Origin of the sequence: Citrobacter sp. Cy070, assembly GCF_030332245.1 — a bacterium.
In the GTDB taxonomy this organism is placed as follows: Bacteria; Pseudomonadota; Gammaproteobacteria; order Enterobacterales; family Enterobacteriaceae; genus Citrobacter; species Citrobacter youngae.
The window spans coordinates 22,828-43,099 of the sequence record NZ_JAOWIG010000059.1 but is presented as its reverse complement, the minus strand read 5'-3'; the positions used below and the strand labels follow the sequence as shown (position 1 = coordinate 43,099).

Sequence of the window (20,272 nt, the reverse complement as noted above, 5' to 3'; positions counted from 1 at the left end):
GTACCATAGCGCCCTTTCCATTCCTGGACCCCAATACACTTGCTGCCACTTTACTCTGGCAGAGGGTGAGTATTGCCTGCAACTAAAGATATAGAGCCGAACATATATGCCTTTTACACTTGGTCAACGCTGGATCAGCGATACAGAAAGCGAATTGGGACTTGGTACCGTTGTCGCCATGGATGCGCGAACCGTCACTTTACTTTTCTCTTCGACGGGTGAAAACCGTCTGTATGCGCGCAGTGATTCCCCCGTGACCCGCGTGATGTTCAATCCTGGTGATACGATAACGAGCCATGAAGGCTGGCAACTGCATGTCGATGAAGTAAAAGAAGAAAACGGCCTGCTTGCCTATATCGGAACCCGCCTTGATACCGAAGAAACCGGTGTAACGCTGCGTGAAGTGCTGCTGGACAGCAAGCTGGTATTCAGCAAACCACAGGATCGCCTGTTTGCCGGCCAGATTGACCGTATGGACCGCTTTGCGCTGCGCTATCGCGCACGTAAATTTCAGAGCGAGCAGTACCGTATGCCGTGGAGTGGTTTGCGTGGTCAACGTACCAGCCTGATCCCCCACCAGCTCAACATTGCCCATGACGTCGGCCGTCGTCATGCCCCTCGCGTATTGCTGGCAGACGAAGTGGGTTTAGGTAAAACCATTGAAGCCGGGATGATCCTGCATCAACAGCTGCTGTCAGGCGCCGCAGAGCGCGTACTGATCATCGTCCCGGAGACGTTACAGCACCAGTGGCTGGTCGAAATGCTGCGTCGCTTCAACCTGCGTTTTGCGCTGTTTGATGATGAGCGTTATGCAGAAGCGCAGCACGATGCCTACAACCCGTTTGAAACCGAACAGTTGGTTATCTGTTCGCTGGACTTTGCCCGTCGCAGTAAACAGCGCCTGGAGCATCTGTGTGACGCCGAATGGGATCTGCTGATTGTCGATGAAGCGCATCATCTGGTGTGGAGCGAAGACGCGCCCAGCCGTGAATATATGGCCGTTGAACAACTGGCAGAACGCGTACCGGGCATCCTGCTGCTAACCGCTACACCGGAACAGCTGGGTCTGGAAAGCCACTTTGCGCGCCTGCGCCTGCTGGACCCCAGCCGTTTCCACGATTTCGCCCAGTTTGTTGAAGAACAGAAAAATTATCGTCCGGTCGCCGACGCCGTCGCTATGTTACTGGCAGGCAACAAGCTGAGTAACAATGAGCTGAACATGTTAGGCGACATGATTGGCGAGCAGGACATTGAGCCGCTATTGCAGGCGGCAAACAGCGACAGTGAAGATGCCCAGAGCGCGCGTCAGGAGCTGGTTTCAATGCTGATGGACCGCCATGGCACCAGCCGCGTGCTGTTTCGCAACACCCGTAACGGCGTGAAAGGCTTCCCGAAACGCGAACTGCATACCATCAAGCTGCCGCTGCCAACCCAATACCAGACGGCGATTAAAGTTTCCGGCATTATGGGCGCGCGTAAGAGTGCGGAAGACCGGGCGCGCGACATGCTCTACCCGGAACAGATTTATCAGGAATTCGAAGGCGATACCGGTACCTGGTGGAACTTTGATCCGCGCGTGGAATGGCTGATGGGCTACCTGACCAGCCACCGCTCGCAAAAAGTACTGGTTATCTGTGCAAAAGCCACCACCGCGCTTCAACTGGAGCAGGTTCTGCGCGAGCGCGAAGGTATCCGCGCTGCCGTGTTCCATGAAGGGATGTCGATCATTGAGCGTGACCGCGCCGCAGCCTGGTTTAGCGAAGAAGATAGCGGCGCTCAGGTAATGCTGTGTTCTGAAATCGGCTCCGAAGGGCGTAACTTCCAGTTCGCCAGCAATCTGGTGATGTTTGACCTGCCGTTCAACCCGGACCTGCTGGAACAGCGTATTGGCCGTCTGGACCGTATTGGTCAGGCGCATGATATTCAGATTCACGTCCCGTACCTGGAAAAAACCGCGCAATCCGTACTGGTGCGCTGGTACCACGAAGGTCTGGATGCGTTCGAACACACCAGCCCAACCGGCCGTACCATCTATGACACGGTATATAACAATCTGATCGGCTACCTGGCTGAACCAGAAAATACCGATGGCTTTGATGATCTGATCAAAACCTGCCGCGAACAGCATGACGCGCTGAAAGCACAGCTGGAGCAAGGTCGCGATCGTCTGCTGGAGATCCACTCTAACGGCGGTGAAAAAGCGCTGGCACTGGCTGAGAGCATTGAAGAGCAGGACGACGATACCAGCCTGATCGCCTTCGCCATGAACCTGTTTGATATCGTTGGTATTAATCAGGATGACCGTGGCGACAATCTGATCGTGCTGACCCCGTCCGATCATATGCTGGTGCCTGATTTCCCTGGGCTGCCGGAAGATGGCTGCACCATTACGTTTGAACGTGATGTCGCCTTGTCGCGTGAAGATGCGCAGTTTATTACCTGGGAGCATCCGTTAATCCGTAATGGTCTGGATCTTATCCTCTCCGGCGACACCGGTAGCAGCACCATTTCGTTGTTGAAAAACAAAGCATTACCGGTCGGCACTCTGCTGGTTGAGCTGGTGTATGTGGTTGAAGCGCAAGCGCCGAAACAGCTGCAGTTGAACCGCTTCCTGCCGCCAACGCCGGTACGTATGCTGCTGGATAAAAACGGCAATAACCTTGCCGCACAGGTTGAATTCGAAACCTTTAACCGCCAGCTCAGCGCCGTTAACCGCCACACCGGCAGTAAACTGGTCAACGCCGTGCAGCAGGACGTTCATGCTATTCTGCAACTGGGTGAAGCGCAGGTGGAAAAATCAGCCCGCGCGCTGATCGACGCGGCGCGTAAAGAAGCGGACGAAAAACTGACTGCGGAACTCTCCCGTCTGGAAGCGCTGCGTGCCGTTAACCCGAACATCCGTGATGACGAACTCAGCGCAATTGAAAGCAACCGCCAGCAGGTGATGGAAAGCCTGGATCAGGCGGGATGGCGTCTTGATGCCCTGCGCCTGATCGTCGTGACGCATCAGTAACGGAGCCATACATGGGGATGGAAAACTACAATCCGCCGCAGGAACCCTGGCTGGTTATCCTGTATCAGGATGAACATATTATAGTGGTCAACAAGCCGAGCGGCTTGTTGTCTGTGCCGGGTCGTCTGGATGAGCACAAAGACAGCGTGATGACGCGTATTCAGCGCGATTATCCGCAGGCTGAATCCGTACATCGTCTGGATATGGCCACCAGCGGCGTGATTGTAGTGGCGCTAACAAAAGCGGCAGAACGTGAGCTAAAACGCCAGTTTCGCGAACGCGAGCCGAAGAAACAGTACGTGGCACGGGTGTGGGGACATCCCGCACCTGCCGAGGGACTGGTTGATTTACCACTGATTTGTGACTGGCCGAACAGGCCAAAGCAAAAAGTGTGTTATGAGACCGGGAAATCAGCGCAGACAGAGTATGAAGTTGTGGAGTTCGCGGCGGATAACACCGCCCGGGTGGTGCTCAAACCCATTACCGGACGCTCCCACCAGTTGCGTGTACATATGCTGGCTTTAGGGCATCCAATCCTGGGCGATCGCTTCTATGCGCCGCCGGAAGCGCTGGCGTTGGCGCCGCGCCTGTTGCTGCATGCAGAGATGTTAACCATCACCCATCCCGAATACGGCAACAGTATGACGTTTAAAGTCCCGGCGGATTTTTAACTTCAGTTCCCATTTATGCCGGGGACGCTTCGCTTACCCGGCCTACAGTTATCAACGTAGGCCGGGTAAGGCGCTAGCCGCCATCCGGCATAACGATTATTTAAAGCCTTTCTGTTCTTTAATTAGCTCGTAGGCTTTTTGAATTTCCTGCGCTTTTTGCTTCGCCATTTCCATCATTTCTGGCGGCAGGCCTTTCGCAACCAGCTTGTCAGGGTGGTGCTCGCTCATCAGCTTACGGTAGGCGCGCTTAATGGTGGTCGCATCATCGGTCGCTTTCACACCCAGCACATTGCAGGCGTCTTCCAGCGTCGGGCCGCGTTGCGCCTGCTGCCAGCCACCGCCACCGGACTGCTGCTGATATCCGCCGCCAAACTGCGCGCCGCCCTGCATCATACGCAGGAACTGATCGAATTGGGTCCGTGAGATCCCCAACTCTTCAGCAATCACATACAGCACTTCACGCTCGTTAGGGTGCAATGACCCATCGGCAAATGCCGCCTGAATCTGAATCTCCAGGAACATGCGGATCAGATCGAATCGACCAAAACAGACGCTGCGAAACTGACGCATTTTTTCACGTAATGGGTAATTGTCTGATTTTCCCACCCGGAAAGCATGCTGCGCGGCCGTACGCGAATCACCGTGCAAATTCATGCGGTCCATCAATTGGCTGGCGATATGAATATCGGCTTCCGTGACGCGGCCTTTGGATTTGGTCAGATGCCCCATCACCTCAAAAGTGGTGGCAAAAAACAGCGCCTGACGCTCTCGTTGGTTGGCAAACCACGCCATTTTGCGCATGCGGGCTTTGTCGAACATATGGCCAACTAACAGGCCTAACACCACACCCCAGAAGCCGCCGCCCATCATTAAGGCCACGGCCACACCAATAATCTTTCCCCAATACTGCATATATTCCCCAAATCTTTATGCTCTTGGCCAGGCTATGTCCCACAATATAAGGTGCTTTTACCGTTTTACGGCTGCGGTCAATTGTGGGACATCGCCTATAATTTGCATTATCATACCTGTCATTCAATGCCGTGCCTAACACCACGGAGCCTTAATCGGCAGGATTAACACTAGCGCAGTGAAGATGAGATAAGTTAGGCTGTGACCGTTTGTCACGCGCGACGCTACTGATGATGGAACAATAAATACAACGTATGAAAAAACGTATTCCCACTCTTCTGGCTACCATGATTGCCAGCGCCCTTTATAGCCAACAGGGTCTGGCAGCCGATCTCGCCTCACAGTGCATGTTGGGCGTGCCAAGCTACAACCGTCCTCTGGTGCAGGGCGATACCAATGAGTTACCTGTCACCATCAATGCCGATCACGCGAAAGGGAACTACCCTGATGACACCGTGTTTACCGGCAACGTGGATATTGCGCAGGGTAACAGCCGCCTACAAGCCGATGAAGTGCAGCTTCATCAAAAGCAGGCCGAAGGTCAACCCGCTCCCGTTCGTACCGTCGATGCGTTGGGCAACGTCCATTATGATGACAACCAGGTCATTCTGAAGGGACCAAAGGGTTGGGCAAACCTGAATACGAAAGACACCAACGTCTGGGAAGGTGACTACCAGATGGTGGGACGCCAGGGGCGCGGGAAAGCGGACCTGATGAAACAGCGCGGTGAGAATCGCTATACCATTCTGGAAAACGGCAGTTTTACCTCCTGTCTTCCGGGTTCCAATACCTGGAGCGTCGTCGGTAGCGAAGTGATCCATGACCGTGAAGAACAGGTCGCTGAAATCTGGAACGCCCGTTTTAAGCTGGGCCCGGTTCCTGTGTTTTACAGCCCCTATTTACAACTCCCAGTCGGCGATAAACGCCGTTCCGGTTTCTTGATCCCGAACGCAAAATACTCCACCAAGAACTATTTTGAGTTCTACCTGCCGTATTACTGGAATATCGCGCCCAACATGGACGCCACCATTACGCCGCATTATATGCATCGCCGTGGCGGCATTATGTGGGAAAACGAATTCCGTTACCTGACCCAGGCGGGCGCAGGTCTGATGGAACTCGATTATCTGAATTCCGACCGGGTCTACGACGACGAACATCCGAATGATGATAATTCACGCCGCTGGCTGTTTTACTGGCAACACGCCGGTGTGATGGACCAGGTGTGGCGTTTCAACGTCGACTACACCAAAGTCAGCGACTCCAGCTACTTTAATGATTTTGACAATAAGTACGGTTCCAGCACTGACGGTTATGCGACACAGAAATTCAGTGTTGGCTATGCGGTGCAAAACTTTGATGCGACGGTCTCAACTAAACAGTTCCAGGTCTTTGACGATCAGAACAACAGCAGTTATTCCGCTCAGCCACAGTTAGACGTCAACTTCTATCAGAATGACGTCGGTCCATTTGATACCCGTATTTATGGACAGGCGGTGCATTTCGTCAACACCAATGACGACATGCCGGAAGCGACGCGTGTTCACCTTGAGCCGACCATCAATCTGCCGCTATCCAATCAGTGGGGAAGTATCAACACTGAAGCGAAGCTGATGGCTACGCACTACCAGCAGACCAATCTGGACTGGTACAACAACAATCAGGGTAACGTAAATAAGCTCGACGACTCCGCTAACCGCGTCATGCCGCAGTTCAAAGTCGACGGTAAGTTGGTATTCGAACGTGACATGGAAATGCTGGCGCCGGGCTATACCCAGACGCTGGAGCCGCGTGCGCAGTATTTGTATGTGCCTTATCGCAACCAAAGTCATATCTATAACTATGACTCTTCCCTGCTGCAAGCTGACTACAGTGGCCTGTTCCGTGACCGTACCTATGGCGGTCTGGACCGTATTGCCTCCGCTAACCAGGTAACGACTGGCGTCACATCTCGCGTTTATGATGACGCGGCCGTTGAACGTTTTAATATTTCTGTGGGTCAAATCTACTATTTCACCGAGTCTCGCACTGGCGATGACAACATAAAATGGGAGAATGACGACAAAACCGGTTCATTGGTATGGGCAGGTGATACTTACTGGCGCATCTCCGATCGTTGGGGTTTACGCGGTGGGATCCAGTACGACACGCGTCTGGACAGTGTCGCCACCAGCAGCAGCAGCATCGAGTACCGTCGCGACGAAAACCGCATGCTGCAGTTGAACTACCGCTATGCCAGCCCGGAATATATCCAGGCAACACTGCCGTCGTATTACTCTACGGCAGATCAGTATAAAAACGGGATTTCTCAGGTGGGTGCAGTGGCGAGCGTGCCGATCGCTGAGCGTTGGTCAATCGTCGGAGCTTACTACTTCGATACCAATGTGAACAAAGTGGCGGATTCCATGCTGGGCTTACAGTACAACTCCTGCTGTTATGCCATTCGCGTCGGCTATGAACGTAAGCTGAATGGTTGGGATGACACCCAGAAACACGCGGTATATGACAACTCGATCGGCTTTAATATCGAACTGCGCGGCCTGAGCTCTAACTATGGTCTTGGCACCAACCAGATGCTGCGTTCGAACATTTTGCCGTATCAAAGCTCTTTATGATCTGATTGATTTACAACGTAATCCGCATTGCGGTTAATTGATAATGGAAAAAGTATGAAGAACTGGAAAACGCTGCTTCTCGGTATCGCCATGGTCGCGAATACCAGTTTCGCTGCCCCACAGGTAGTCGATAAAGTCGCAGCCGTCGTCAATAACGGCGTCGTTCTGGAAAGCGACGTCGATGGCTTAATGCAGTCAGTAAAACTGAATGCGGGTCAGGCAGGTCAGCAATTACCGGACGATGCCACGCTGCGTCATCAGATCCTGGAGCGTTTGATCATGGATCAAATCGTTCTGCAGATGGGTCAGAAGATGGGCGTAAAAATCTCTGATGAACAGTTAGATCAGGCCATCGCCAATATTGCCAAGCAGAACAATATGACGCTGGATCAAATGCGCAGCCGTCTGGCTCAGGATGGTCTGAGTTATTCGACCTATCGCAACCAGATCCGTAAAGAGATGACCATCTCTGAAGTACGTAATAATGAAGTTCGCCGTCGCGTCACGATCCTGCCACAGGAAGTTGATGCCCTGGCGCAGCAGGTCGGCAACCAAAATGATGCCAGCACCGAACTGAACCTGAGCCACATTCTGATCCCACTGCCGGAAAACCCAACTTCCGATCAGGTAAACGAAGCGGAAAGTCAGGCGCGTTCAGTGGTTGATGAAGCACGTAATGGTAGCGATTTCGGCAAACTGGCCATCACTTATTCTGCCGATCAGCAGGCGCTGAAAGGCGGCCAGATGGGTTGGGGACGCATTCAGGAACTGCCGGGCATCTTCGCCCAGGCGTTAAGCACCGCGAAAAAAGGCGATATCATTGGCCCAATTCGCTCTGGTGTCGGCTTCCATATCCTGAAAGTCAACGACATGCGTGGTCAAAGCCAGAGCATTTCCGTGACTGAAGTTCATGCCCGCCATATTCTGCTGAAACCGTCGCCGATCATGACCGATCAACAGGCGCGTCTGAAACTGGAACAAATCGCGGCTGATATTAAGAGCGGTAAAACTACCTTTGCAGCAGCAGCAAAAGAGTTCTCTCAGGATCCGGGGTCTGCCAACCAGGGCGGTGACCTGGGTTGGGCTGCAGCCGATATTTTCGATCCGGCTTTCCGCGATGCGCTGACTAAACTTCATAAAGGCCAGATGAGCACCCCGGTGCACTCCTCATTCGGCTGGCATCTTATCGAGCTGCTGGATACGCGTAATGTTGATAAAACTGACGCGGCACAGAAAGACAGAGCTTATCGCATGCTGATGAACCGTAAATTCTCGGAAGAAGCAGCGACCTGGATGCAGGAACAGCGCGCCAGTGCGTACGTTAAAATTCTGAGCAACTAATGACTCAAATTCAACGTGTTGTGATCACTCCCGGCGAACCTGCCGGGATTGGTCCGGACCTTGTGATCCAGCTTGCACAGCGCGAGTGGCCGGTAGAACTCGTTGTTTGTGCTGATGCCACGCTACTCCGTGACCGGGCAGCCATGCTCGGTTTACCGCTCTCGCTCCTTCCCTACTCTCCAGATATGCCAGCCCAACCACAATCAGCGGGTACTCTGACGCTATTGCCGGTTGCGTTGCGCGCGCCTGTCGTCGCGGGCCAACTGGCGGTAGAGAATGGGCAATATGTAGTCGACACGCTGGCTCGCGCCTGCGATGGTTGTCTGCAAGGTGAGTTTGCGGCGCTGATTACCGGTCCGGTTCACAAGGGCGTCATCAACGACGCTGGCGTCCCGTTTACCGGGCATACCGAGTTTTTTGAAGAGCGTTCACAGGCGAAGAAGGTTGTCATGATGCTGGCAACCGAAGAGCTGCGTGTTGCCCTGGCGACCACACATCTGCCGCTTAAAGCCGTTGCTGAAGCCATTACCCCGGCATTATTGCGAGAAGTGATCGGTATTCTGCATCATGATCTACGCACTAAGTTTGGCCTGAACGATCCGCGTATTCTGGTGTGCGGCCTTAACCCGCATGCCGGTGAAGGCGGTCATATGGGAACGGAAGAGATAGACACCATCATCCCGGTACTGGATGAACTGCGTGCGCAGGGGATGAAATTAAACGGTCCACTGCCCGCAGATACGCTGTTTCAGCCTAAATATCTCGACCACGCGGATGCCGTGCTGGCAATGTACCACGATCAGGGCCTCCCCGTGCTAAAATACCAAGGATTTGGTCGCGGTGTGAATATCACGCTGGGCCTGCCCTTTATTCGCACATCCGTCGATCACGGTACCGCGCTTGAACTTGCGGGACGTGGACAAGCAGATGTCGGCAGTTTTATTACGGCGCTTAATCTCGCCATCAAAATGATTGTTAATACCAATGAATAATCGAGTCCATCAGGGCCATTTAGCCCGTAAACGTTTCGGGCAAAACTTCCTCAACGATCAGTTTGTGATCGAAAGTATTGTCTCTGCTATCAACCCGCAGAAAGGTCAGGCCATGGTCGAAATCGGCCCGGGCCTGGCTGCATTGACCGAACCTGTAGGCGAACGTCTGGACAAGCTCACGGTCATTGAGCTGGACCGCGATCTCGCCGCACGCCTGCAAACGCACCCGTTTTTAGGGCCGAAGCTGACTATTTATCAGCAAGATGCCATGACCATGAACTTCGGTGAGCTTTCACAAACGATGGGTCAGCCGCTGCGCGTATTTGGCAACCTGCCGTACAACATCTCCACGCCGCTGATGTTCCATCTTTTTACCTATACTGATGCCATTGCCGACATGCATTTCATGTTGCAAAAAGAGGTGGTCAATCGTCTGGTTGCAGGGCCAAACAGTAAAGCGTATGGTCGATTAAGCGTCATGGCGCAATATTACTGCAATGTGATCCCGGTGCTCGAAGTTCCACCGTCGGCTTTCACACCAGCACCGAAAGTAGATTCCGCCGTTGTACGCCTGGTCCCTCACGCGACGATGCCGTACCCGGTTAAAGATGTTCGCGTCCTGAGCCGCATTACCACCGAAGCGTTTAATCAGCGCCGTAAAACGGTACGTAACAGCCTCGGTAATCTGTTCAGCGTTGAAGTGCTGACAGAGTTGGGCATTGACCCGGCAATGCGAGCGGAAAATATCTCTGTCGCGCAATACTGCCGGATGGCTAACTATCTGTCAGAAAACGCGCCTTCGAAGGAGAGTTAAGCATGATCAATTCGCCCCGAGTGTGTATTCAGGTACAAAGCGTCTACATTGAGGCGCAATCCTCACCTGATGATGAACGTTACGTTTTTGCTTATACCGTGACTATCCGCAATTTGGGGCGAGCGCCAGTGCAGCTGTTGGGGCGTTATTGGTTGATAACCAATGGTCATGGGCGCGAAACCGAAGTTCAGGGTGAAGGTGTGGTTGGTGTTCAGCCCCATATCGAACCTGGCGAAGAGTACCAGTACACCAGCGGCGCCGTTATTGAAACGCCGCTGGGCACCATGCAGGGTCATTACGAAATGATCGATGAACAAGGCATCGCCTTTACCATCGACATTCCCGTATTCCGACTCGCCGTTCCAACACTCATTCATTAAAACAATAACTATGGCGACATACCTTATTGGCGACGTTCACGGTTGTTACGATGAACTGGTAGCCTTGCTGCATCAGGTAGACTTTAATTCCCAAAAAGACACCCTATGGCTTACCGGCGATCTGGTCGCTCGTGGGCCGGGCTCGCTGGACGTTTTGCGCTACGTGAAATCACTGGGCGACAGCGTGCGCCTGGTATTGGGTAATCACGATTTACACCTGCTGGCCGTGTTTGCCGGCATAAGTCGTAATAAACCAAAAGACAGAGTCACATCGCTGCTCGAAGCACCTGATGCCGACGAATTAATCAACTGGCTTCGTCGTCAGCCGCTGCTGCAGGTAGACGAAGAGAAAAAACTGGTCATGGCGCACGCTGGCATTACCCCTCAATGGGATTTGCAGACCGCGAAAGACTGCGCACGGGACGTAGAAGCCGTGCTGTCGAGCGACTCGTATCCGTTTTTTCTTGATGCGATGTATGGCGACATGCCGAACAACTGGACCCCGGAGCTGACGGGGCTGGCGCGCCTGCGTTTTATTACCAACGCGTTTACCCGCATGCGTTACTGCTTCCCCAATGGTCAACTGGATATGTACAGCAAAGAGTCGCCAGAAGATGCGCCAGCCCCGCTGAAGCCGTGGTTTGCCATTCCTGGCCCTGTCAGTGAAGCCTATAGTATTGCATTCGGGCACTGGGCATCGCTGGAGGGTAAAGGCACGCCAGAAGGTATTTACGCGCTGGATACGGGGTGTTGCTGGGGAGGCGATCTCACCTGTCTGCGCTGGGAAGACAAACAGTACTTTGTGCAGCCATCAAATCGCCATCTGAATATGGATCCCGGCGAAGCGGTCAACGCCTGAGAGATTTATGCCTGATGGCGCTACGCTTATCAGGCCTACATCTGGCACAAGAGTAGGCCGGATAAGGCGTTTCGCCGCCATCCGGCATTTACAGGATTAACGACGCTCCAGAATCTCGAAGCAGTAGCTGTGAGAGTTTTGCGCGTCGGCATCATGGAACTCACTGAAAACAGACTCCCAGTCATCCGGTTCGTAGTCCGGGAAATGGGTATCCCCTTCGACTTCCGCATCAATGTGCGTCAGATACAGCTTCTGCGCTTTTGGCAGGAACTGCTCATACACGCGCCCACCGCCAATCACCATAATCTCTGGTTCATCACCGCAGGCCGCAATGGCTTCATCAACAGACTTCACCCACTGCACGCGATCGTCGGTGCCGGGTTTGCTGCTGATGACGATATTTTTACGCCCAGGTAACGGTCGCCCGATGGATTCCCAGGTGTGGCGTCCCATGACAACCGGCTTGTTTAAGGTATTACGTTTAAACCAGGCGAGATCGGCAGGGAGGTTCCACGGCATGGCGTTCTCCATACCGATGACGCGATCTACCGCTAACGCCGCAATCAGACTGATCATTGAATATTTCCCGGATACAAAAAAATTGTCGCCACTATACGGAAAGCGCAATCTTTCGTCGACTGGCGGAAAGAGGATGAACAGGAAAATTTTCCGTTCTGCTGGCGAACCGACCTATTTAAGGTGGTACGCCAGCATTACAGTAGTTCAAAAACAGCCAATTAGCAGTAAAGTTTGCAGAACATCACATTTTTTACCCTATGCTGACGGTTTCACTTCCGGCTCATCGGCGACGTCGCCCGTATGTTTACCTTCATCCGTGCCTTGCCAGCCATGGCGTTGAATCAACGATAAATGTTGACGATCTTCGGCAATAATTTCACTCAGCATTGCGCTGGTGCGCTTATAAACGGCCGCACGCGAAATCGCGTCATCTTCACCTTTCACCATCTCCTCAACCATCAATATATTGAAGCGCCGGAAGACATCAGCCCGCTCACGCGCTTCATAGCGCCCAAGCCCGAGACCCTCCAACGCCAGACGTCCGGTCTTCAGTGCACCTTCAAAGGTTTCGCGTTCCGGCATATCCACGCCTGCCTGGCGTAGACGGATGTAATGATCCACGTCGCGCGCACGGGCAATAATTTGTAGATGCGGGAAATGTTCTTTCACCATTTCGGTCAGTTGCAGGCTGGTTTGCGGATCGTCAATGGCATTAATGATCACTTCCGCTTTGGCTGCTCCGGCTGACTCCAGCAGATCCATCCGGGTCGCATCGCCATAGAAAACCTTCATGCCGAATTTACGCAGCGTTTCGATATGGTCCGGGTCATGATCAAGAACCACCATTTTGACCCCGCTCGACAACAACAGACGACCGGTTATCTGGCCAAATCGCCCAAATCCAGCGATGATCACCCGCGGTTGCTCCTCATCGATTTCATCCGCTTCCCGCGCTTCACCGGTCGCCGATTTTTCCAGACGCGTCAGGACAACCAGTAAAATCGGCGTCGCCGCCATCGACAGCGCGACTGCCAGCGTCAGCGATTTCGCCCAGTCAGGGTCAAGCACGTTCGCCATTTGCGCCGCGCCAAACACCACGAAGGCAAACTCACTGCCCTGCCCAAGTAATACGGCAAACCAGCGACGCTGCTTATTCGGCACCTGTAAGGGTTTCGCTATCAGCCACAGCATGACGGTTTTAATCACCAGGAAACCAACCAGCAGAATGATAATACGCAAAGGATTATCAATCAGCGTACCGAAGTCGATAGACATCCCCACGCCGATGAAGAACAGCCCCAGCAGCAGCCCCTTAAACGGCTCAATGTCGCTTTCCAGCGCGTGGCGATACTCAGAGCTTGCCAGCAGCACCCCGGCCAGGAAGGCCCCCATCGCCATCGACAGGCCAACCTCTTCCAGGAGTAGGCCAAAACCGAAAACGAGGAACAGCGCGACGGCGCTGAACACTTCCCGCAGGCCCGAGCGCGCAACAAAACGTAAGGCAGGACGGGTGACATAACGCCCTAACAGCACCACCAGCACCAGCGCGCCCGCTACCTTCAGGGCGGACAATGCAAATGCCCCAAGCGTAGTCGATGCACCGCTCGCCGCCAGCAATGGGATCATCGCCACCAATGGAATAGCGGCGATATCCTGGAACAGCAGCACGGCAAACGCGCTGCGGCCCATTTGCGAAACCATCAGGTTGCGTTCATTCATTGCCTGCATAGCGATGGCCGTTGAGGAAAGCGCCAGCGTCATGCCGATCAGTTCCGCTACCTGCCAGCGCAGGCCAAGGAACATACAGAACAAACCAATTAAGCCGCCGCAAACCACCATCTGTAGTGCACCGCCGCCGAACACCGAGGCCCGCAGCTTCCACAAACGCTGTGGATCCAGCTCCAGACCAATGACAAACAGCATCAGCACCACGCCGATTTCCGCAAAATGCAGGATAGATTCGGCGTCCGTCACCAGCCTCAGACCCCAGGGTCCGATAATGCATCCGGCGATGAGATAGCCCAGCACCGACCCTAACCCCAGCCGCACGGCAATGGGGACTATCAGCGCCGCCGATCCGAGATAAATCAGCGCCTGTATCAGCGTATGGCTATCCATGGTGTTCCTCCTGCCATTCCATCAGACGCTGTTTGTAGTGACGCGCCTGCGCTTGCAGCGTTTCGTCATCACAGATAAACGTACAGTGCATCGCAAACGGCGGCAGCCATTTGAGGCCGCAATAGAGCGCTGTTGCCTGTAAAGGCTGAGAAAGCACATCAAATCCGGGATGGGAGCCAATATCGAAGTGGTTTTCACCGCCGCCGGTCGTCACCGCCCACAGCAGTTGTTTACCGTGCAGCGCAGTACCGCCATGGCCATACGCCCAGCCGTGCGAAAGGACTTTATCCATCCACAGCTTGAGTAATGGAGGTGTGCTGTACCACTGCATCGGATGCTGCCAGATGATCAAATCAGCACGCGCCAGCGCATCCTGTTCAGCGGCAATATCGATATTGAAATCGGGATAGAGTTCATAGAGCGAGCGTATCTCCACGCCCTCCAACGTCCTTGCCTGTTCAAGCATCCGCTTATTCGCATGCGAATGCTGCGGATAAGGATGCGCATAAATGATGAGAATCATGATTAGCCTGTGTCACTGCATTATTGTAATAACAGTGAGTTTAGTCACTTAATCCACAGGCTAACAGTCAATATTATTGAGTGGCTGAATGGAGAAAACTGAACTAGTTGTCCAGTTCGCTCATATCCTTAACCTGATCGCGGTTAATTTGTTCCGTCTTACCCGTTTGCGCGTTTTTGTACGACACCAGGCCCGTATCTTCATCCACTTGCGGTTTGCCATCGGTGACGATGGTTTTGCCGTCGGTCGTTTTAACCGCCTGATTAGAAGAGCAACCGGCAACGGTAAACAGTGTTGCGGCGGTAAAAATGGAGGTGATCAGAATATGTTTTTGCATGGTGTTCTCCCTGCTTTTCAGTCATTTTCAGTGATATGCCCGTTAACTGTAGGCTAACTGACTGAGTTGCAGGGAAAATACAGAACACTCTTAACCGCTCGCTCTGGACATCGGTTTTCTGCGAATCGTCATTTGGCTGGTTTGCGCCAGCGTCAGACCTCGCGTTTCCGGGGCGAAGGCAATAGAAACCAACAGACCAATCAATGAAATCCCTGCCCCCATTAACATCACGGAATTAATCCCATATTTCGTGATGAAGATCGGCAGTGCCCAGGTTGAAATAATGGTGCCAATACGGCTTAAGGACATAATCACCCCGACGGCAGAGGCACGAATATCGGTGGGGAACAGTTCGTTAGGGTATAGCCACTGCAGGTTTCCCGGTCCCCCTGAGAAAAACGCGTATACGGCAAACGCCAGCACCACCAGCCATGCGCCCATATCAGGGATTAGCCCCAGCACGGCCAACGCCAGCGTCATCATAATAAAGCTGCCAATCAACAGCGGTCGACGGCCCGCGCTATTGAGCCAGAACATCGGTGGAATACAGCCCAGCATGAAGCACAGGCTGATCACCACGTTACCCAACGCGGCGCTTTTTCCAACACCAAGGCCCAGCAAGCCGACAATCTGCGGGCCGAAAGTATAAATAGCAAACATCGGGATCACCTGACAGGTCCAGATGGCGGCAACAAACAGGACAAATGGAAAGTGACGACGATTAAACAACTGAAGGAAACGCGTCTCCTGCGGTGCTTCTTCGTCGAATACCACCGGTTCGCCAAACAGTTTGATCATCATCTCTTCGCACTCTTTCACCCGACCTTTACGCAGCAACCAGCGTGGCGATTCAGGAAGATCGAAACGCCCAATCAGGATCAAAATGCAGGGGATCACCGCGCTGCCCAACATCCAGCGCCATCCGCCCTCAACATCATACAAACAGTAACCGACCAGATCGGCACAGGTGGCACCGACATACCACATCGCGGCGATAAAACCGATGGAGAAAGCGCGCTGGCGGGTATTGGAGAACTCGGTAATCATCGAGGTTGCAATCGGATAATCGGCACCAATCACAATGCCGATCAGCACGCGCATCACCAACAGCTCAACGGGCGAGGAAACAAACATGGTTGCTGCCGATATCACGCCGATAGCGATAATATCGATGATGAACATTTTGCGCCGCCCGACCTTATCGGAAATGTAGCCAAACAGCGACGTCCCCACAAACAGACCGGCGAGCGTGCCGGCGCCCAGCAGACCAATCCACTGTGCGTCCAGTTTCAATGCTGGCGTGAGCTGTTCCAGCGCCACGCCAATCATCACCAGCACATAACCATCCAGAAATGGCCCACCGCTTCCCCACAGCATTATCCGGCGGTGAATAGAGGTAAATTTGATGTCATCAAAGTTCCTGGGCTGCTGCATAGCGACTTCCTGTTTCAACACGGGCAAAGCGTCATCTGTAGGCCGGATAAGGCGTTTACGCCCCCATCCGGCACTGGCGTCACATGATTGCCGGATGGCGACGCTACCGCGTCTTATCCAGCCTACGGGTGTACAACCTCATACTTATTAACCGTAGCGAAACTCCACACCAAATGTCCCACGCGGGTATTCCCACTTTTCCAGCGCTGTATCAAGCCCGAGAATGCGGCACGTTCCGCACTCCAGGCATCCGGCGTAATCAAACCGTACGCTGCCGTCGTCCTGCTTTTTATACAGCCCTGCTGGACAGGCCTTAATCAGCACCTCCAGCGCCTGTTTATCAGGATCGGTTTTGAGAATGATATGCGGGCTGTCTTCATCGACATTGAACTTATTGACGCCCAGTTTGACGTCCACATTGACGGGAGATGTCATAATACGGTCACTCCTTTCAGGCCATCTTTCATCAGGTTGATGAAGCCCACTTTCTTCACATGGCGCAGGATTTTTTTACGCATTGGCACCGGGGCAGAGCCATCTACGGTGAACAGGTCGCGTGCGATACTGACCGCCATTTCGGGATAGGCGGTAAACATGCGCGGGTTATCAAGAAAAGCAGGAAGCTTCTGGTACATACGCATATCGCGCATCGGGCCATCGTCCAGATGCTGACGATATTCACCCAGCGACTGCTTGCTAAAGTCGTCGCGCTTCATCGCTGAAAGCACCGTTTTCGCCGCCGCCTCGCCTGCGGAAATGGCGAGATCCATGCCACGAATGGTAAAGCCGAGGTTCATACACATTCCGGCTGCGTCACCGGCAATCAGTACGCCGTCACCCACCAGTTCGGGCTGCATGTTGATACCGGCTTCCGGTACAACGTGCGCGGCATATTCCACCAGCTTGCCACCGGCGATCAGCGGGGCAACCGCCGGATGCTGTTTGAAATCTTCCAGCATTTGCGGGACCGATTTTTTAGCGTCTTTCAGATGATGAAGACCGCAGACCAGTCCCAGAGAAAGGGTTGTTTCATTCGTATACAGGAAGCCACCGCCCATCAACCCATCAGTTGGCGAACCGGCAAACAGGCAGGCTGCACCTTCGTTCCCCTGTAACTGGAAACGATCTTCAATCACCGATTTTGGCAATTCGATCAGCTCTTTTACGCCGACAGCAACATGCGATGCTTCAACGCGCTTTGCCATGCCCAGTTTTTCTGCCAACAAAGAATTCACCCCGTCGGCGAGGATCACCACTTTGGCTTCCAGAATATCGCCATCGGCTTCCACGCCCACGACTTTACCCTCGCGCTGCACAACGTTATCCACGCGAATACCGGTGATGAGCTGAGCGCCCGCCTCTTCGGCCTGCTCCATCAGCCAGGCGTCAAATTTGCTACGTAAGACGGAATAAGAAACCTGCGACGATGCGGCCTCTTCACCATTGCAATAGTCGATGGTCATCGCCCCTTTGTCGGTCATAAAGGCGAGCTTTTCGTGGGTGATTATGCGTTCAATGGGGGCCTGCTCAGCAAAACCGGGAATGATGCGCTCCAGGCTATGCGCATACATGCGCCCACCGGTGACATTCTTCGCGCCAGCAGAATTGCCGCGCTCAATAACCAGCACCTGTGCACCTTCCCGAGCCAGCACCAGCGCCGCAACCGAACCAGCCAGACCTGCACCCACGATGATGGCATCAAAGATATCTTCGGACATACGTACTCCTGTCAGCGGCAGGATACCTTCGCATCCTGCCCGAATGGTTTAACGCGCTAAGGCAGCCGTCAGCGCAGGCAGGATCTTCAGCGCATCGCCAACGATGCCATAATCTGCATATTGGAAAATCGGCGCATTTTTGTCTTTGTTGATGGCGAAAATCGTCTGTGCGCCGTTGGCGCCGACCATATGTTGGATCTGCCCGGAGATCCCCACCGCCAGGTACAGTTCAGGCTTGAGCATCAGGTTGGAAATGCCGACGTAGCGTTCGTGCTCCATCCACTTCTCGTTTTCCGCCACCGGACGGGAACAGGCCAACTCAGCGCCAATCGTCTGGCACAGCGCTTCTGCCAGCGAGATATTTTCTTTGCTACCAATACCGCGTCCCACGCTGACCACCAGACGGGCTTTGTCGAGATCGACGCTGTTGCTCTGACGCGCCTGAGTTGCCGTACGGGTCACGGCAACGGACGGATCCTGCCACTGTACGGTATGCATCTCGCCGCGGCGGTTAGTATCCGGTTGCTGCGCGTCAAACGTTCCGCTACTGAGAGTTACCACGGCAAACGGTGAAGCGATTGTTTCTGCTCCCATCGCCAGGCCGCCGTAAACCATATGTTTGACCGCCGCTTTTCCATCCTGCACGGCGACTGCGCTGGCGTCATTTGAAACTGCAGCCGACAAGCGAAAGCCCAGCTTTGCCGCTAACAGCTTGCCCCGACGTGTATTCGGCAGCAGCACCGCGCCGCCCTCGCTATGCTGACGAATGGTTTCGGCCATCGCATCGGCGTAGTCTTCAACCATACGGTCTTCTGGTTTGCCGCTGAGCAGCCAGACATGATCCGCGCCTAAATGACATGCCGTTGCGCTGTCCGCATCGCTGAGCACAAACGTGTTAACTTTTTCACCTAAAGCCTGCGCACCTTTCATCAGTTCCGGCAGACGAGAAGGGGTATCGCTGAATACCCAGATACTGGAAAATTTGTTCATAACATCCCCTGATAATTAAATGATTTTGCGAAGATTCTCGACAAACGCGGCAATCTGTTCTTCACCGTCACCTTCAATCACAACGCGCTGACGCTCGCGCTGTTTCGGCGCAGCAACCTGCTGTGCGGAATACGCCTGTACGCTGTTCAGCCCAATGTCTGCAGGCGACCAAACCTGAACCGGTTTTTTCGCCGCGCCAAGAATGGCTTTCATGGAAGGGATTTGAGGGGTGTTGATGTCAGTAGAGACCGCGATAACCGCCGGAAGCGGGATACTCAGGGTTTCAACTTCATCTTCCAGTTCACGCTCTACCGTCAGAGTGCTGTCGGTAAGAGAGAGGATTTTACTCACGCCGTTTATCGCCGGCACGTCCAGCATTTCGCCCACCAGCAGACCAACCTGCTGAGCATAGAGATCGGAAGAACCGTCGCCGCAAATAAGCAGATCAAAACCTGATTTTTGCACGGCGGCGGCCAGCGCAGTGGCAGTTTGTTGCGGCAGCGCCTGTTCAAATTGATCGTCAATGACAACAATCAGTTCATCAGGGCCACGGGAAAGCACATCTTTGCGCCCTTTTGCATTGGTCAGCGCTTTGCCGCCGACGCTCATGGCCACAACCTGAGCCTCTCCCACCTGCTGTTTTAACTGGCAAGCCGCTTCGATCGCATTCAGATCATATTGGCTGATTTTGCCATCTGCTTTGCTGAAATCGAGTGTTCCATCAGCATTATTAATCGCAATATCCTGCTCATCAGGTACGCATTTGTAGCAAGTAATTATCTTCATTGCATCTCCAGAAATCATGAAGGAAACGTATTTATATCGGCGGTGTTAAATACAGATATCACGCTCTTTAATTCGGAAATAAAACCTTAATCACCAATATTGAAAATGTCACACATTGAAATTCGTAACTTTCAATAGTGTTACATGCCTCACCAATATTGAAAGAATCACGTCAAATATGAAAATTTTCAATATTGTCTGCTGGTTCAACAATATTGAACGATAGTCACTTAAAAAAGTTAAAAAACCA

The 20,272-nt window shown here is 53.4% G+C and carries 18 protein-coding genes; 8 read left to right on the top strand and 10 right to left on the bottom strand.

The genetic code is table 11. The features are described 5' to 3' along the window. Positions 1 to 106 precede the first annotated feature (106 nt). Together rapA and rluA are read left to right on the top strand one after the other, a co-directional pair. Positions 107 to 3,013, top strand: coding sequence for an RNA polymerase-associated protein RapA (gene rapA, locus OGY19_RS09510; RefSeq protein WP_115600984.1), 2,907 nt, complete (start codon positions 107 to 109; stop codon positions 3,011 to 3,013). Between the two features lie 11 nt (positions 3,014 to 3,024). Beyond that, positions 3,025 to 3,684, top strand: a complete 660-nt coding sequence (gene rluA, locus OGY19_RS09505; RefSeq protein WP_101741368.1) for a bifunctional tRNA pseudouridine(32) synthase/23S rRNA pseudouridine(746) synthase RluA — start codon at positions 3,025 to 3,027, stop codon at positions 3,682 to 3,684. Positions 3,685 to 3,780: 96 nt separating this feature from the next. On the opposite strand, the gene djlA is transcribed toward rluA, so the two are convergent. Further along, a complete protein-coding gene (djlA, locus tag OGY19_RS09500) occupies positions 3,781 to 4,596 on the bottom strand; it encodes a co-chaperone DjlA (RefSeq protein WP_005124510.1) in 816 nt (271 codons plus the stop codon). A gap of 254 nt (positions 4,597 to 4,850) precedes the next feature. Here djlA and lptD point away from each other — a divergent pair, with 254 nt between their 5' ends. From lptD to apaH, 6 genes are read left to right on the top strand one after another with little or no spacing between them, the layout of a single operon-like run. Beyond that, entirely contained in the window at positions 4,851 to 7,211 is a 2,361-nt protein-coding gene (gene lptD, locus OGY19_RS09495) for an LPS assembly protein LptD (RefSeq protein ID WP_286596384.1), read from the top strand. Positions 7,212 to 7,265: 54 nt separating this feature from the next. Continuing rightward, complete coding sequence (gene surA / locus OGY19_RS09490) at positions 7,266 to 8,552, top strand: peptidylprolyl isomerase SurA (protein WP_048212721.1); 1,287 nt, start codon at positions 7,266 to 7,268, stop codon at positions 8,550 to 8,552. Further along, entirely contained in the window at positions 8,552 to 9,544 is a 993-nt protein-coding gene (gene pdxA, locus OGY19_RS09485; protein WP_101741365.1) for a 4-hydroxythreonine-4-phosphate dehydrogenase PdxA, read from the top strand. The genes surA and pdxA overlap by 1 nt, the downstream gene beginning before the upstream one ends. After that, complete coding sequence (rsmA, locus tag OGY19_RS09480) at positions 9,537 to 10,358, top strand: 16S rRNA (adenine(1518)-N(6)/adenine(1519)-N(6))-dimethyltransferase RsmA (RefSeq protein WP_048212723.1); 822 nt, start codon at positions 9,537 to 9,539, stop codon at positions 10,356 to 10,358. Before pdxA ends, rsmA begins: the two co-directional genes overlap by 8 nt. Before the next feature lie 2 nt (positions 10,359 to 10,360). Continuing rightward, positions 10,361 to 10,738: a Co2+/Mg2+ efflux facilitator ApaG/CorD gene (gene apaG / locus OGY19_RS09475; RefSeq protein ID WP_003018867.1), complete on the top strand. Its 378-nt coding sequence runs from the start codon at positions 10,361 to 10,363 to the stop codon at positions 10,736 to 10,738. 10 nt (positions 10,739 to 10,748) lie between these two features. Beyond that, positions 10,749 to 11,597 (top strand): bis(5'-nucleosyl)-tetraphosphatase (symmetrical) ApaH, encoded by an 849-nt coding sequence (gene apaH, locus OGY19_RS09470; protein WP_115600986.1) that lies wholly within the window; start codon positions 10,749 to 10,751, stop codon positions 11,595 to 11,597. A 96-nt stretch (positions 11,598 to 11,693) separates the two neighbouring features. Here apaH and folA read toward each other — a convergent pair whose 3' ends face one another. From folA to OGY19_RS09425, 9 genes are all read right to left on the bottom strand, one after another. Next, a complete protein-coding gene (gene folA / locus OGY19_RS09465; protein WP_003018873.1) occupies positions 11,694 to 12,173 on the bottom strand; it encodes a type 3 dihydrofolate reductase in 480 nt (159 codons plus the stop codon). 198 nt (positions 12,174 to 12,371) lie between these two features. After that, positions 12,372 to 14,234 (bottom strand): glutathione-regulated potassium-efflux system protein KefC, encoded by a 1,863-nt coding sequence (kefC, locus tag OGY19_RS09460; protein WP_115600987.1) that lies wholly within the window; start codon positions 14,232 to 14,234, stop codon positions 12,372 to 12,374. Further along, positions 14,227 to 14,757: a glutathione-regulated potassium-efflux system oxidoreductase KefF gene (kefF, locus tag OGY19_RS09455; protein ID WP_115600988.1), complete on the bottom strand. Its 531-nt coding sequence runs from the start codon at positions 14,755 to 14,757 to the stop codon at positions 14,227 to 14,229. Before kefF ends, kefC begins: the two co-directional genes overlap by 8 nt. A gap of 103 nt (positions 14,758 to 14,860) precedes the next feature. Further along, positions 14,861 to 15,094, bottom strand: coding sequence for a YgdI/YgdR family lipoprotein (locus tag OGY19_RS09450; RefSeq protein WP_101741364.1), 234 nt, complete (start codon positions 15,092 to 15,094; stop codon positions 14,861 to 14,863). 90 nt (positions 15,095 to 15,184) lie between these two features. After that, the gene (locus OGY19_RS09445; protein WP_116360656.1) at positions 15,185 to 16,528 is read right to left on the bottom strand and encodes an MFS transporter; all 1,344 of its coding nucleotides are present in this window, start codon (positions 16,526 to 16,528) and stop codon (positions 15,185 to 15,187) included. A 147-nt stretch (positions 16,529 to 16,675) separates the two neighbouring features. Beyond that, positions 16,676 to 16,963, bottom strand: coding sequence for a ferredoxin-like protein FixX (gene fixX, locus OGY19_RS09440; protein ID WP_000203736.1), 288 nt, complete (start codon positions 16,961 to 16,963; stop codon positions 16,676 to 16,678). Beyond that, positions 16,960 to 18,246: an FAD-dependent oxidoreductase gene (locus OGY19_RS09435; protein WP_115600990.1), complete on the bottom strand. Its 1,287-nt coding sequence runs from the start codon at positions 18,244 to 18,246 to the stop codon at positions 16,960 to 16,962. The genes fixX and OGY19_RS09435 overlap by 4 nt, the downstream gene beginning before the upstream one ends. Positions 18,247 to 18,294: 48 nt before the next feature. Continuing rightward, entirely contained in the window at positions 18,295 to 19,236 is a 942-nt protein-coding gene (locus OGY19_RS09430) for an electron transfer flavoprotein subunit alpha/FixB family protein (protein WP_115600991.1), read from the bottom strand. A 15-nt stretch (positions 19,237 to 19,251) separates the two neighbouring features. Beyond that, positions 19,252 to 20,022, bottom strand: a complete 771-nt coding sequence (locus OGY19_RS09425; protein WP_003018893.1) for an electron transfer flavoprotein FixA — start codon at positions 20,020 to 20,022, stop codon at positions 19,252 to 19,254. Positions 20,023 to 20,272: the final 250 nt, after the last annotated feature.

Coding starts and splice junctions, on each gene's coding strand:
- rsmA (WP_048212723.1), top strand. CDS start 9,537: ATGAATAATCGAGTCCATCAGGGCCATTTAGCCCGTAAACGTTTCGGG.
- lptD (WP_286596384.1), top strand. CDS start 4,851: ATGAAAAAACGTATTCCCACTCTTCTGGCTACCATGATTGCCAGCGCC.
- surA (WP_048212721.1), top strand. CDS start 7,266: ATGAAGAACTGGAAAACGCTGCTTCTCGGTATCGCCATGGTCGCGAAT.
- OGY19_RS09430 (WP_115600991.1), bottom strand. CDS start 19,236: ATGAACAAATTTTCCAGTATCTGGGTATTCAGCGATACCCCTTCTCGT.
- apaG (WP_003018867.1), top strand. CDS start 10,361: ATGATCAATTCGCCCCGAGTGTGTATTCAGGTACAAAGCGTCTACATT.
- djlA (WP_005124510.1), bottom strand. CDS start 4,596: ATGCAGTATTGGGGAAAGATTATTGGTGTGGCCGTGGCCTTAATGATG.
- fixX (WP_000203736.1), bottom strand. CDS start 16,963: ATGACATCTCCCGTCAATGTGGACGTCAAACTGGGCGTCAATAAGTTC.
- OGY19_RS09450 (WP_101741364.1), bottom strand. CDS start 15,094: ATGCAAAAACATATTCTGATCACCTCCATTTTTACCGCCGCAACACTG.
- rapA (WP_115600984.1), top strand. CDS start 107: ATGCCTTTTACACTTGGTCAACGCTGGATCAGCGATACAGAAAGCGAA.
- pdxA (WP_101741365.1), top strand. CDS start 8,552: ATGACTCAAATTCAACGTGTTGTGATCACTCCCGGCGAACCTGCCGGG.
- OGY19_RS09425 (WP_003018893.1), bottom strand. CDS start 20,022: ATGAAGATAATTACTTGCTACAAATGCGTACCTGATGAGCAGGATATT.
- OGY19_RS09445 (WP_116360656.1), bottom strand. CDS start 16,528: ATGCAGCAGCCCAGGAACTTTGATGACATCAAATTTACCTCTATTCAC.
- kefF (WP_115600988.1), bottom strand. CDS start 14,757: ATGATTCTCATCATTTATGCGCATCCTTATCCGCAGCATTCGCATGCG.
- rluA (WP_101741368.1), top strand. CDS start 3,025: ATGGGGATGGAAAACTACAATCCGCCGCAGGAACCCTGGCTGGTTATC.
- OGY19_RS09435 (WP_115600990.1), bottom strand. CDS start 18,246: ATGTCCGAAGATATCTTTGATGCCATCATCGTGGGTGCAGGTCTGGCT.
- apaH (WP_115600986.1), top strand. CDS start 10,749: ATGGCGACATACCTTATTGGCGACGTTCACGGTTGTTACGATGAACTG.
- kefC (WP_115600987.1), bottom strand. CDS start 14,234: ATGGATAGCCATACGCTGATACAGGCGCTGATTTATCTCGGATCGGCG.
- folA (WP_003018873.1), bottom strand. CDS start 12,173: ATGATCAGTCTGATTGCGGCGTTAGCGGTAGATCGCGTCATCGGTATG.